The following is a 14704-nucleotide window of genomic DNA, read 5'->3' as shown; positions in this document are numbered from 1 at the left end:
TGTTCAATGAAATTCCATTTTATTTGTGTTTGTAATCACAAGCTAGGCCGTAGAGGGATGGTAACTTAATGATGTAAATAAGAAAAAAGTGAAGCTTTTATATAGATTGAATCAATTTCATAATACCTTTAGTTGCTTTAATCAGGAGTATATATAGATCAAAATGGTTTTATTTGTCTATATATAGTTACAAATTTATCGTTTTAATGAGTTATGAAATTGATTCAGATAAAAAATAATAGGGGTGAAAACATGAGTGAATTAATTAATAACCGTGAAAATGGAGTTTCTGCTTCTGATCGAACTACACGTATAAATGTACTTAAGGATATTATTAAAGAGCTACACCATGGGAAAAGCGTGGAAGAAGTAAAGGGAAAATTCAATCAAGCGGTTGGAGAAATATCAGTTGATGAAATTTCGGAACTCGAGCAAATTCTCATGCAGGAAGAAGGAATACCCGTAACAGAAGTACAAAGACTGTGCAGTGTGCATGCGGCGGTATTCAAAGGTTCCATCCAAGATATACACAGATCTAACAAACCTGAAGAACAGCCTGGACATCCAGTGCATACCTTTAAAATGGAGAACAAGGAAATTGATCAACTTACCAATTTTAAAATTGCTCTGCATCTGGATCGTTTTCTTAAGGACCCAGGGGAGGCAAATCGCCTGCAGCTGCTGGAGGATTTCAGTCTCCTGTATGATGTAGACAAACACTACAGCCGCAAAGAAAATGTGCTGTTTCCTTTTCTCGAAAAATACGGCATTTATGGACCGACGAAAGTAATGTGGGCGGTAGATGACGGTATTCGAATTGGAATTAAAGAAGTGAAACAGAAACTCACTGCTTTTGATGGAGATGCCGAAGCATTAGTGGATCTGGCAAAACGTGTCTTGACCGAAGTCACAGAAATGATCTATAAAGAGGAACATATTTTGTTACCTATGGCTCTTGGTAAACTGACAGAAGATGAATGGCTTCAGATTGCAGCTCAAAGTGAAGAGATTGGGTATTGTCTGACTGCACCCGATCAAGTGTGGATTCCCGAAAGAGCAGCGGAACCAGGCACAGGTGCCGGAGGAGACTCTTCTCCGCTGCAAGAAGGATTTGTTCGTATGAGTACCGGCACTTTGTCAGTTAAACAGCTCGAGACAATGCTCAATCATTTACCGGTGGATCTCACCTTTATTGATGAGAATGACATTGTACGCTATTTCTCACACGGGCCAGAAAGAATCTTCGTTCGGACCAAGGCGGTCATCGGCAGAAGTGTTCAAAACTGCCATCCCCCGCAAAGCGTTCATGTCGTTAATCAGCTGCTTGCTGATTTCAAAGCAGGTGTCAAAGACTCGGAAGATTTCTGGATTCCTTTCAAAGATAAATTTGTCTATATCCGCTATTTTGCCGTTAGAGATGAAGAAGGTACTTATCTAGGTACACTTGAATTCACTCAAAATATTAAGCCGATCCAGGAACTGTCGGGTCAAAAACGGATACTCTCTGAATAAGTAAAGCGACGGTACTATATAAATTGCATAGTTAGTTCTGGAATACAAAAAGGGAACCGGAAAATCCGGTTCCCTCAGGTGGTAGTCCGAAAACAGCCACCGCTATTCAATATCTATATTATACATTTTGCTCCTAAAATATGCAGCAATTCCTAAATAAACTGTCTAAGTGTACTTAATTTATGTTTTGTATCTGGAAGAAAAATCTGATTGTATATGGTCTGCGGTATCTGACTCTTAGCGTCATCAATTGCTGATTCAAATCTGTTCATAGTCTTCATCAGTTCTGTCTTAGTTAATTTAAAGCTTTTTAGAAGGTAAATCACGAGTATGAAATAATCGACAATAGTGTTAAAAGTAATATTACGTATTCTCGTGTCACTTTCAAGACTCTGTATTAAGGCTCTATTTGGAGTGCTACTTCTAAACCGGGCGTCAAAAATAACATCGTTATGAGCTATAGAATTTCTAAGATCCTTTATTTGATAATTAACAAATTGTTACATATACTTATAAAATAAGGGAATGGTAAACGGTACATTTTATACACTGTATAGATAACCTTTACTACTTATGGAGCGGAGATAAAAAGGTAGAAGCCAGTTCTCCCGCAGGCAAAGGACGACTGTAATAGTAACCCTGAATTTCACTGCAATTACTCGCAACTAAAATATCCAGTTGATCCTTTGTCTCAATTCCTTCTGCAATCACGTCCATCTTCAAGTGCTGAGCCATGGATATAATAGATGCTACAATGGCCTTGTCATTGTCACTTACCGCGATATCTTGGATAAAAGAACGATCGATCTTCAGTTTGTTAATCGGGAACATTTTCAAGTAACTAAGAGAGCTGTATCCGGTCCCGAAATCATCGAGACTAATCCGTATTCCAAGACTTGATAACTCCTCAAGAATCTCACTCGATGTTTCCGCATCCATCATCATACTTTCCGTAATCTCAAGTTCTAGATATGCCGGCTGAAGTCCGGTCTCTTCTAGTATTTTCTTAATATCTCTCGCAAGATGCGGCTGATAGAACTGTTGTGATGACAGGTTTACAGATACGGGAATTAAAGGTCCACCTTCTTCATGCCATTTATGCATCTGACGGCAAGCTTCACGAAGCACCCAAGTTCCAAGGTTCGTTATGAGACCAATCTCTTCTGCAACAGGAATAAATAGAGCAGGCGACAGTATTCCCTTCTCTGGATGGTTCCATCTCACGAGCGCTTCTACTCCGATCAGCTTTCCTTCCCCTGCGTGGAACTGAGGCTGATAATACAGTTCAAACTCTTCTCTCTCAATAGACTTCCTAAGCTCTCCTTCAAGTTCGACACGTTCAGTGATTTGAGCATTAAGCTCATTAGAGAAAAAATGAAAATTGTTTTTCCCCTGCTTCTTTACTTCATACATTGCCATGTCTGCATTTCGTTGCAGCTGTACGGCATCGATCCCATGCTGCGGATAAATCGCAATCCCAATGCTGGCGGTAACATAATATTCGTTATCCTTAAGCTGATAAGGCAGACCCATTTCCTTAATGATCCGTTCAGCCAACAGGACTGCTTCTTCTTCGTTCCTAACCTCTTTCAGCAAAATAGCAAACTCATCTCCACCCATACGTGAGATGACGGCACTCTCACCAGCTAAACATTGCTTAATACGCTTACTCATCTGCTGTAAGAATAGATCACCATATGCGTGTCCAAGAGAGTCATTAATGACTTTGAAACGATCCATATCCATGACCATGACGACAAAAGAATTGCCGCTTTCTTGCTGCTCTATAATCATGTCTGATAAATCTTGATTGAACATTCGCCGATTGGGAAGCCCAGTAAGCTCATCATGAAAGGCAAGAAAATGGTTTCTTTCCTTTATTCTTTTTTCCTCCGTTACGTCTCTTGCAATGATGTAGTTCCCCATCACGTTTCCATCGACAAGAACCGGGGTATTTACCATACTCAGGTCGATTTGTTCTCCGCTATGATGATGGATAGCTGATTCGTATCTAAGAATTTCTCCTTTTGATGAGCGGCGATACATGTCTTTTAAGTATTCATGCTGATCGGACACAAAGATCGGAAGAATGGAGCTGATTGGTTTACATTTATAATTCTCTTCATTGATTTTCATGATTTTTTCAGCTGCCGGGTTGAATCCAATAATGATATGTTCTGAATTAACTGAAATAATGCCGTCCTGATTACTTTCATATAAGGATCTGTACCATTTCTCGCTTTCCTGTTTCGCCATCTCCTGACGTGCAAACCGTCTTGTTATATATAATCCTAGAAGAGAGAGCGCAAGTGTAAGTATGGAGCCTATGGTAATAAAATAAGCGAGCCATTCCTCCTTAATCATCATAACTGCGGGTTCACGCTCAAGACTTATTTCATAGTGGGCCCCTGCCATCCCCGTGTAATGCATTCCAGCAATCCCTGTTCCCATTAATAACGCACTTCCGAATTTCTTCCCTCGCTCCCGGTACTTTTGATTTCCGAGAAAATAAAAAGTAAGTCCTAAAGCAGTAGTCGACGCTGCGAAGGCAATTACAATAGATAAAATAAAATAGAAAGGATCATACGTTACCTTAAGATCAACTGCCTCCATCCCAATGTAATGCATTGTTGAGATTCCGATCGCGAAGAGAGAAGCACCTGCCAGCAATCTTCTTTTGGATACTTTCTGATGAACAACAATATAGAGAGCAATGAATGAAGCGATAATAGCGACGATGACAGACGCAATGATAATCTCAAAATTGTAGGAGACGGGAATCGCAAAGTTAACAGCAAGCATGCCGACAAAGTGCATCGACCATATCCCCATTCCCATAACAACAGCGCCATATAAAAGCCAAAGTCCGTAACTTTTCCCTCTGGAGCTGCTAATGGTCTTGGCTAGATTTAGAACATTATACGAAGCGAATACAGCAATAACATAAGAGAAAAAAACAAAAATGTGATCATAAGAATTATGTATATGTTCTATATGCATGGACAACCTCTTCCACAAGTGGCGATTGCCACCAAAAATTACGTACCTGTATAATATATCGACCTTATGAACCTAAAATGTAACATTACAGATCCTGAGTGATGACAACTTATACGAAAGCATGCGTTTTTATAAAGAAAGAGCATTGTTTGCCTGGCAAATGTGCCAAACAAGACAATGCTCAATGATTTGGATCAACAACAGAGGAGATAAATTCCCTTCCTAGGCAATCGTAAATCGACTCATTCGAACGCCTTTGGGAAGAATAACATAAACGTCCTGCATTCCTGCTGCTTCAGTAAGTGTAGTGAATACCGTCTGCCAGCCCTGTACTCCTTTTGCCGCGACTTGCACCGTACCCGCAAGCATTCCATTTGGCGCGCCAAGACGAATCTCTATCTCTGCATCTGTAAATTCACTGGATAAACGTCCCGTAAAGCCCACACTTCTCTCTCCAAAATCAGCTCCTTGATAAAGTACCCAGCTGATATCTTCTAAGGATCTTACACAGCTTCCGCTTTCTTTGCACTCATCCAGATCAACACCGCTGTAATCATCGTAATTCTCTGCACGTGTTTCAAGTGCCAAATTCCGGGCAGGGATGAATTCACCATTCACCTGAATGTCAGCAGAAACCTGAATATCTGCAGATGATCTTCCAATCAGAATACGATAGCTGCCTGTCTCTACACAGTATTTGTTTCGCGTTACATCCCAAAATGCAAGCTCAGAGGCCGGCAATTCAAAAGTAACGGTCTTCGTCTCCCCTTGTGATAAGTGAATGCGGCGGAATCCTTTCAGGGTTTTGAGCGGACGCTTCACACGGGACTCGTTAGCACGAATGTAGAATTGAACTACTTCATCACTTGAAACTTGACTAACATTCGTAATCTCTACACTGACCGTAATTACATCTTCTTCACTGATCTCATTCGCACTCAGTCTAAGATTGTCATACTTGAAAGAAGCATACGTTAAGCCATGTCCGAACGGATACAGCACATCATCTTTGAAATACTGATACGTTCTTTCCGATTTGATAATGTCATAATCTTTGATATGAGTCAGTTGATCTTCCGATTTATACCAAGTCATATTCAGTCTGCCTGCCGGTGCATAATCCCCGAATAAGACATCCGCAATCGCATTTCCGATCTCCTGTCCTGCATGAGATGTATATAGAATCGCAGGGATGTTCTCTTCTACCCAGTTCATTGTAAAAGGATAGGCTCCTACGACAACGACGACTGTATTTGGATTCGCCGCATAAACTGCTTCTATTAGACGCTGCTGCGACTGAGGAAGCTCAAGACCCGGACGGTCAATCTCTTCTTTTCCGTTAATCAGCGGATTATTCCCTACAAAAACAATCGCTGTATCCGCTGATTTAGCTGCTTCTACTGCTTCTGCAATACCATCAGATACCACTTCCAGTTTAAATTTCTCTGCTGTGCCTATTTCACTAATTGTTTCGTTCACAGCGAGAGCCGCAGTGCCGCCATTTGGGACTGTCACTTTTTTGTCGTTCCAGGTACTGATTCCTACCGTACCATCTTCTTGCGGCAAGAGATGAAGAATTTCTTTTACGAACCAGCCGTACGCTTCATCTGCGGATGCAGTTAACTGCTCTTCGTCAGATGTAAGTAGTTTACCGCTCGATTCCGCACGCAGCGTTACACTTCCAAATCCCCAGTCTGATAAAACAAACGTCTCTGCTGTGCCATTGGCTGCTAAAGGCGCGTTCTCCCCGTCTAATACCCCGACTTTTTTACCGCTCGCGGCAGAAGTAAGAGTTATGCGATCATTCGCATCACAGTATTGTACTTGTTTGCCTGCAAGCTTCTTCTGAATGGCCTCAAGCGGAGTCACTTTATAAGGAAGGGTACCTGCATACCAATCCCGAAGGACTACGCCGCCAAGTTCACCGATAACAGCCACACTTTGCAGCTTCTCTTTGCTCAGCGGGAGCATATTCTTTTCGTTTTTCAAAAGAACCATTTGTTTCTTCGCTGCCTTTAATGATAAGGCTTTTGCTTCTTCGGTCATGAATGCTTCTTCCCCAATGGAGGCGTAAGGATTCATCTCGGCTGGATCAAATTCTCCTAGGCGAAAGCGCACACGGAATGTATTAAATAGCGCCTCATCAAGATCTGACTCCATTAGTGTCCCTATCTGGAGTCCTTCTCTTATGGCTTTTTTAGATAATTCCGCATCATCTGTAATACTGTCAATGCCGGCATGAATGGATTCTACTACTCCCGGCGTATGTGAATCATAATATTTGTGGTCATTGTAAATTCCCATCACATCACCTGCATCGCTGACAATAAAGCCATCCATTCCCCATTCGCCTTTGACTACTTCTTTGACAAAAGGATGCAGCAGTGCCGGCGTTCCATTAATGGAGTTGTAAGCTGTCATCATGGACTGTGCTCCGCCTTTTAAGAAAGGCTTCTCAAAAGCTTTCAAATAATATTCACGCATATTCCTAGGATCAATACTTGAAGACCCGCTGCTGCGATCCACTTCATTATTGTTAGCCAGAAAATGCTTCAATGTCGCTATCGATTTATAATATTTAGGGTGATCTCCTTGCATACCTTTGACAAGGCTCGTTGTCAGTTCACCTGTAAGCTCAGGGTCTTCTCCATATGCTTCTTCATTACGTCCCCATCTTGGGTCCCGCTCCATATCCACCGTGGGTGCCCACAAGGTCAGCCCGTTCACTTCTGGATTCCGTTTGTAGAACACCCTTGCTTCATCCCCAATAACAGAACCGATCTCTTCCATCAGTTCCGTATCCCACGTATGAGCAAGACCTACCGGCTGTGGAAAGCTCGTTGCTTCACCCAACCAAGCGAGACCATGTGCTGCTTCAGTTCCATGTTTGTAAGCGCCTACACCCAGTCGCTCGATAGCAGGTTGGTATTGTAACATCGATTCTATTTTTTCATCCAGCGTAAATCTAGAAATCAGGTCTTTTACACGCAGATCTAAATCAAGTTCTGTATCTTGAAAAGGAAATTGCACCGCTTTTGTCATGTTCTCTTCTCCTTTGATTACCAAATTGGCTTATTTACCAATAATACCAAAAGTGAATCGCTTACAATACCCATATTTTGTTTTCTAAAACGTTTTATAGTATCTAGTATAAGAGCTGGTCTGCAGAATTAGTAGGACAAAAAACACACAGCTGGATTTATTTCCAAAATATATCCATACGCAGAGTTTCTATTTATATATGGGTGGTAATAATTGAAAAATAGACTCGTATGTACAATGGAACGACTATAAATAGGAGGTTTTTTGCTGTGAATAACCATATTGAACCTTGGTCCGCTACCGAATTGCCCAAGAACCCAGAATCCATGTGGCGTGATACTACTCCTCTGCCAACATTTCCTAAACTGCAGGAAAATCTAGTTACGGATGTTACGATCGTTGGAGCAGGCATCACCGGTATAACTACCGCTTATCTTCTTGCCAAAGAAGGATACAAAGTGACTCTGGTTGAGGCAGGCATGATCCTTAATGGAACAACAGGCCACACCACTGCTAAAATCACTTCCCAGCACGGTCTGATCTATAACGAACTCTTGCAGCACTTTGGCCATGAAAAAGCTCGGCTGTACTATGAAGCAAATGAAGAAGCCCTTCGTTTTATCCGCAGTGTCGTTACCGAGATGGAGATCGACTGCCAATTAAGTGAAGAGAATGCGTATATCTATCTTCAAGCAGAAGATGAGAAAGAACAAAAGAAAATGGAGGATGAATTTGACGCTTATAAACAGCTTAGCATCCCGGGTGTATGGCATGACCGCCTAACCATTCCTGTCCCAGCGGTATGCGGCATCAGTCTGCCAAATCAGGCACGTTTCCATCCGCTTCAATACCTTAGAAGATTAACGGAGGAGCTTGTCAGCCTCGGTGTTCAAATCTATGAAAAAACGACAGCAGCGAATCTCGAAGAGAATGAGAATCATGTAAAAGTCTTTTTAGAGAATAGTGACCACCATATTACAAGTAAATATGTTGTGTCCGCAAGTCACTTCCCTTTCCATGACCCTAGGCTGTATTTTGCCCGTATGCATGCCGAACGTTCCTATGCAATAGCCATCGAACCGGAAACCTCTTATGAAGGGGATATGTACATTAGCATTGATACACCGGAACGTTCCCTGCGCTCTGTACAGTATGGTGATAAGAATCTGCTGATTGTCGGCGGCGAGAATCATAAGACGGGACAAGGCATCAGTACACATGAACATTATGAAGAACTCCTCAAATTTGCCGGTGAATATTTTGGTGTTAAAAAAGTATACTTCCGCTGGTCAGCGCAAGACCTGATTACGATCGATAAAGTTCCTTTTATCGGTCCTATTGGAGGAGCCTACAACCGGGTATTCGTCGGAACAGGGTATGGTAAATGGGGTATGACAACGGGAACCGTTGCAGGAAGGCTTCTTACCGATCTCATCATGAAGAGAAGCAATCCTTATGCGGAGTTATATGATCCGGGCCGGTTCAAAGCAGATCCTTCAATCAAAAATGCAATCAAAGAAAACTTGAATGTAGTAAAAGAATTAATTATAGGAAAAGTAGATCTTTCTCATCCTAAACTTAGTGATCTGGGGACAGACGAAGGGTCGGTCGTATGGCATGAAGGGAAGCGGGCAGGCGCCTATAAAGATCCAGAGGGCAAAGTACATCTTGTAGACCGTACATGTACTCATCTTGGATGTGAAGTCGAATGGAATTCAGGGGAACGCTCCTGGGATTGTCCGTGCCATGGTTCCCGTTATTCCTATGATGGAACGGTCATGGAAGGCCCTGCTTCCGAACCGCTTAAGAAGCTGGATGCTTAAGATGTAGTCTTACTAAGCTTTGGGAAATCATCACCTACCCATAAATTTCTTGTTTCTTTTCTATAAAATTATGGTATTGAAAAGAACAGAATGTTTATCCTATACCATAAATAGAACAGAAATAAGGGAGGCTCCCGCTATGGATCTACAAAGCGGTACACTATACTGGCCAACAACGGTGGGCAATACTCCGGAGTATCCTAAATTAACAGAGGATATTACTTGTGATGCACTGATTATTGGAGGCGGCAGTTCTGGCGCACAGAGTGCTTACAGGCTTGCCAAGCAGGGTTTACGTGTCGTTGTGGTTGATAAACGCACCATCGGCGGCGGAAGCTCTAGTACAAATACGGCACTCATTCAATATGCGGGTGATAAAAGTTTAGCGGAGCTGTCAGCAAGTTTTGGAGAAGAAACAGCCGTACGCCATCTAAAACTTTGTGAACAAGCAATTACAGATATTGAAGAGGCCTGTGCTAACATTGAGGATCAGGCTGATTTCATTAGAAGAGACAGCCTGTACTATGCTTCTACTGCTGAAGATATCCCTGCCTTGAAGGAGGAGTATGAGCTGCTATCCAAACATGGATTTAAAGTGGAGTATTGGGACGAGAAACAGATTGCCGGCCTCTATCCTTTCCGCAAGGCAGGAGCCATATACTATTCCAATGATGCAGAAATGAATCCGCTCAAATACATTTACGGGTTATTCCGGCAAGTGGAACATCTTGGTGGCAGAATATACTGCAATACGGAGATTACAGGAAAAACCTTTGAGAAAGATACTGCTGTTTTTAAGACAAAAAACGGTCATACCATTACGGCTAAGTATGTCATCATGGCTGCAGGTTACGAGCAAGCAGAGATTACACCTAGTGACAATGCAACGATTACAAGCTCTTACGTCGTAATTACAAAACCTGTTTCTGACTTTACAAGCTGGTACAAACGAAGCCTGATCTGGGAAACCGCCAGACCCTATCTATATTTGCGAACTACCAAGGACAATCGGATTATTATAGGCGGAATGGATCAGGATACCGATCAGACGCTAAGCCGAGATGCCAAAATTGGGCAGGGCCGAGACAAACTGATGAACGCATTTCATCATATGTTCCCTGAGATCAACACAGAACCGGACTTCGCACAGGGTGCTTTTTTTGCGGGTACAGTTAATGGTCTGCCGATGATTGGAAGGAACGAAGAGTATCCAAACTGTTTTTACATTATGGCTTATGGTGATAATGGAACCGTCTATAATATGAATCTTTCGAAAATCGTCACTGATGTAATTACTAAGGGGAACAGTCCAGATCTTGACTTGTACCTACATAATAAACCTAAAGTACATTAACACGATCATCATATAAAAATAAAAAGGTCTTAACTTAAGTTCGAGATACCAAACTTAGGTTATGACCTTTTTTCTGCTGGATGACTTAGAATTTACTTGAGCTCTGAATTAAGATAGGCCTCTGCATCTGTTTGTGCTTCTCCTTCCACCGAAGATTGCCTATCCCTATAATCCCACTTTTTTAGCTTTATCAGATAGGACATGCGGATCAAAGAACGCACGAGCATTTGAATACTCCCTAGGATAAACATAATAGAACCAATCACTTTTAAATCTGGATAGAAGAGAAAAAAACTACCGGCCAGATACAAAATGGCTGTTATGATCTCACTCGCCATATGGGCGGTTTCATAACGATTTCTTATTTCAATTCTTTTTTTAACAAGTGAATTTTTCTTTCGATGTAAATGTACACGAAACCTTCCTTTCTTCCCTGAAGGGTTGTGTGAAGAATCTCCTTTATCAATATCATTATGAATTTTAGCTTTCACGTTCCATCCCTCCTTCTGCAAATTTACCCGAATGGCACAGGATAAAACGATTTTCACGATGTTTTCATACTTGTATATCAATAACAAAAGGATATTTTTCCCAAAATTTATATCGAAAGGTAGTAAATAATGTGCAGTAGTGTATAATAACCAGTACATAGTATAGAACATTAGTTAACGTTATTTCATAACATGAAAGGAACATATAGGATGAATGTGAATACTCAGTTTAAAAAGGGCGTACTCGAGCTGTGTGTCCTCGTCCTAATCCACCGCAGAGACCGTTATGGATATGAACTGGCTCAAGCTGTATCTCAGCATATTGAAATTGCAGAAGGTGCCTTATACCCCCTCCTCAGACGGCTTGTATCCGATGGATACTGTACAACTTATCTTAGGGAATCTACCGAAGGCCCCCCAAGAAAATATTACCGACTTACAGAGACAGGCGTGCATTATATGCGTGTACTGCAGTCTGAATGGAATGAATTTGTAGACAGCGTCAGCTCCCTGCTGAAGGAAGGAGAAGCTAATGAATAGGCTTCAGTTTATGAACAGAATGAAAGAAGGACTGGATCCCCTTGATGCTCAGGAACGTGCAGAACTACTCAGTGACTACGAGCAGCATTTTGATATGGGACTGTCCGAAGGAAAAAGCGAAATAGAGATTGCCGTTGAACTAGGAAATCCAGAGGATTTAATAAAGGAAGCGCTGGGTGACCGTTATTTTCAAGATTTTCAAGATAGGGAGCTCTTGTCTCAGGGTCGAGTTCACAATGAAGAGCTGACCCCGTACAATAGGTCGTCACAAGGATCTCCCTCTGTTCCCAAAGAAACATCTAACCAAGGAACAACTGCGCGTTTCTTTAGAGCAATCGGATTGGTATTCTTAGATCTCCTTCTTGCCTTGCCGATCGCTCTAACGATTTGGGCTCTGTGGATCTCAGTGGCTGGAATATCCGTATCCGGAATCCTCGCTCCCCTACTAGCCATCCTTGATTTTATTATGATTCATAAGCAAGTAGTGCTTCCTGAACTTTTTGTCAGTCTTGTTTTTTTTGGAATCGGTATTCTGGTTGGGATCTTCACCCTTTGGTCTATGAGAAGACTAGGGCAATGGACTGCAGGATATTTCAAGTGGAACCGCACAGTACTGAAAGGAAAGGAGCATTAATATGAAAAATGCTATAAGGCTTGCCATTCTCTGCATTGTAGTCGGTCTCATCGGAGTTACCTTCTTCGGATATGAATTCGGGGACAAACGTGAAGACTATGATCAAAAGCTGAGTTTTGACGCGGCGAACGTTAATTCCCTGCTCGTCCAAACCGAAGACAGCACGAACATCGTATTTACTTCAACAGACGATGATCAAGTCTCCGTTCATTTTAAAGGAAAATGGAACCCAGATACCATAGAACAGCTAAACCAACTTCAGCCAGAAAATGCCCTGCTAACGATTAATACCCGCTCGAAAGATTCGTTCTCCTTCTTTAGCTTCTCCACCGATTTTAGTAAAAATGAAATGGAAATTTCCGTACCAAAACAAAAAAGACTTTCGGAATTCACACTTGAAATTATCTCAAGCGATCAGAATATCACGGGGCTTAATGCAAATCGAATCACGCTTACATCTACCTCAGGCAATCTGAATTTGAACAATATTAAAGCCAATTCATTTTCTGCAAAACTCACTTCCGGTGAGGTGAAGGCAGATCAGGTCGAGGTTACCGAGGCTGCCAGCTTTGAACTCACTTCTGGAAACGTAAAGCTAAGCTCCATAGAGGCTGACGAAATTACGATGAAGCTCCTGTCAGGGGATGTTAAGATCGAAGATATCCAAGGGGATCTAAAGGCCGACCTTACTTCTGGAAATCTGAAAATAAATGGATTATCCGGTGAAGGCACGATCCGCATGAAATCGGGTGATATTCATCTTGTCCAAAATACAGCAGCAGGCTTAGATATTGAAACAATCTCGGGAAATATCAATGTCGTAGCTGCCAGTGACTTTGCTGGATACTTTGATGCACAGACCGTATCAGGTAATGTGCGTACCCCGGAATCTATGCGAACAGGAACGGAACTCATAAAGATACGTGCCACTTCAAGCAATATCAACATTACACAGCCCTAATATCCCCTCCTCTGCCATCTTTGTATGCATAAGCCCTTACTCATCCATACTAAAGCCAATCTGAGATAAATAAGGAGGCTTTACGTCCTAATGGATTTACTAAGCGGCAAATTGTACTGGCCCACCACCGTGACTAATCCTGCATCTTACCCGCCACTGACCGAGGATGTTGTATGTGATGTACTTGTCATTGGCGGGGGGAGTTCGGGAGCACAATCTGCCTATCTTCTTGCCAAAGAAGGTTTGAAGGTTGTCGTGGTAGACCAGCGGCGAATTGGTGAGGGAAGTTCCAGCACGAACACAGCTCTGATCCAATATGCAGGCGATAAAAGTTTTGTTTCCCTTGCCAATACGTTTGGGGAAGAAATAGCAGCCAGGCATCTAAAGCTATGTGAGCAGGCAATTCATGATATTGAAACGACATGCAGTCAACTGCCAATAGATGCTAATTTTGTTCGCAGGGACAGCCTGTATTATGCAAGTTACGAGAAAGATATCCCTGCTCTCGAACAGGAGCATAAACTGCTTAACAAATACGGGTTTCATGTGGATCGCTGGGATGAAGAGAAAATAAGCAGCCACTTTCCTTTTCGTAAACAAGCAGCACTTTATTACTATGACGATGCAGAGATGAATCCGCTAAAATTCATTTATGGGCTTTTTGAAGCAGTAGAAAAGGTGGGCGGTAAAGTATGGGCTGAAACTCAGGTTACCGGACACCGTTTTGAAGAGGATTCTGCTATCTTTTATACGAAGAATCGGCATCAGATCAAAGCAAAACATGTAATCATTGCTGCTGGATATGAGAATCAAGAATTTAAAGTAGAAAAAAATGTAGTTATAAACAGTTCCTATGCTGTTATTACTACGCCTGTACCCGATTTATCCAGTTGGTATAAACGGGCGCTTATATGGGAGACAGCCCGCCCATATATATACCTTCGAACTACACCAGACGATCGGGTTATTATTGGCGGATTGGATAAGGATACTGCCTATGCCTCTACTCGAGACTCGAAGATTCTTCATACCCGCGATAAGCTGATGAAAGAACTTTTTAAGCTTTTCCCTAATCTTCAGGCAGAACCTGAATTTTATCTGGGGGCCTTTTACGGCGGAACTCATGATGGGCTGCCGATGATAGGACAATACGAGCAGTATCCTCACTGTTATGTCATTATGGGTTATGGAGATAACGGAACTGTGTATAATGCTGTGTTGTCCCGCATTTTGCGTGATGTAATTGTGAAAGGATCTAATCCAGATCTTGGAATCTATCTTCAAAATAGACCCCAAGTAAATTAAACATGATTTACTTAGGCTTATACCTCCCTCTGGCTAGTTAGT

The 14704-nt window shown here is 42.0% G+C and carries 10 protein-coding genes; 7 read left to right on the top strand and 3 right to left on the bottom strand.

The window, feature by feature from the left end; all coding sequences use genetic code 11:
• Positions 1–252: 252 nt before the first annotated feature.
• Complete coding sequence (locus tag GQY27_RS06055; RefSeq protein ID WP_160032651.1) at positions 253–1512, top strand: DUF438 domain-containing protein; 1260 nt, start codon at positions 253–255, stop codon at positions 1510–1512.
• A 567-nt stretch (positions 1513–2079) separates the two neighbouring features.
• On the opposite strand, the gene GQY27_RS06050 is transcribed toward GQY27_RS06055, so the two are convergent.
• Positions 2080–4512 carry a bifunctional diguanylate cyclase/phosphodiesterase gene (locus GQY27_RS06050; protein WP_160032650.1) on the bottom strand — a complete coding sequence of 811 codons (2433 nt, stop codon included), beginning with the start codon at positions 4510–4512 and terminating at the stop codon, positions 2080–2082.
• A 222-nt stretch (positions 4513–4734) separates the two neighbouring features.
• On the bottom strand, positions 4735–7554 hold the full coding sequence (locus GQY27_RS06045) for a glycoside hydrolase family 3 protein (RefSeq protein ID WP_160032649.1): 2820 nt from the start codon (positions 7552–7554) through the stop codon (positions 4735–4737).
• A gap of 326 nt (positions 7555–7880) precedes the next feature.
• On the opposite strand from GQY27_RS06045, the gene GQY27_RS06040 reads away from it, so the two are divergent.
• Together GQY27_RS06040 and GQY27_RS06035 are read left to right on the top strand one after the other, a co-directional pair.
• Positions 7881–9377 (top strand): FAD-dependent oxidoreductase, encoded by a 1497-nt coding sequence (locus GQY27_RS06040; protein ID WP_236570515.1) that lies wholly within the window; start codon positions 7881–7883, stop codon positions 9375–9377.
• A 139-nt stretch (positions 9378–9516) separates the two neighbouring features.
• The gene (locus tag GQY27_RS06035) at positions 9517–10731 is read left to right on the top strand and encodes an NAD(P)/FAD-dependent oxidoreductase (protein WP_160032647.1); all 1215 of its coding nucleotides are present in this window, start codon (positions 9517–9519) and stop codon (positions 10729–10731) included.
• A gap of 92 nt (positions 10732–10823) precedes the next feature.
• Here the strand turns inward: GQY27_RS06035 and GQY27_RS06030 are convergent, their stop codons facing one another.
• Positions 10824–11222, bottom strand: a complete 399-nt coding sequence (locus tag GQY27_RS06030; RefSeq protein WP_160032646.1) for a YrhK family protein — start codon at positions 11220–11222, stop codon at positions 10824–10826.
• A 210-nt stretch (positions 11223–11432) separates the two neighbouring features.
• Here GQY27_RS06030 and GQY27_RS06025 point away from each other — a divergent pair, with 210 nt between their 5' ends.
• From GQY27_RS06025 to GQY27_RS06010, 4 genes are all read left to right on the top strand, one after another.
• Positions 11433–11762, top strand: coding sequence for a PadR family transcriptional regulator (locus GQY27_RS06025; RefSeq protein ID WP_160032645.1), 330 nt, complete (start codon positions 11433–11435; stop codon positions 11760–11762).
• Positions 11755–12396 carry a DUF1700 domain-containing protein gene (locus GQY27_RS06020; protein WP_160032644.1) on the top strand — a complete coding sequence of 214 codons (642 nt, stop codon included), beginning with the start codon at positions 11755–11757 and terminating at the stop codon, positions 12394–12396. Before GQY27_RS06025 ends, GQY27_RS06020 begins: the two co-directional genes overlap by 8 nt.
• Before the next feature lies 1 nt (position 12397).
• Positions 12398–13357: a DUF4097 family beta strand repeat-containing protein gene (locus GQY27_RS06015; RefSeq protein ID WP_160032643.1), complete on the top strand. Its 960-nt coding sequence runs from the start codon at positions 12398–12400 to the stop codon at positions 13355–13357.
• 90 nt (positions 13358–13447) lie between these two features.
• Positions 13448–14662: an NAD(P)/FAD-dependent oxidoreductase gene (locus GQY27_RS06010; RefSeq protein ID WP_160032642.1), complete on the top strand. Its 1215-nt coding sequence runs from the start codon at positions 13448–13450 to the stop codon at positions 14660–14662.
• The last annotated feature ends 42 nt before the right edge of the window (positions 14663–14704 follow it).

Source organism: Paenibacillus sp. An7 (assembly GCF_009870785.1).
Classification (GTDB): Bacteria; Bacillota; Bacilli; order Paenibacillales; family Paenibacillaceae; genus Paenibacillus.
This window is presented reverse-complemented; position numbering and strand designations above follow the sequence as displayed.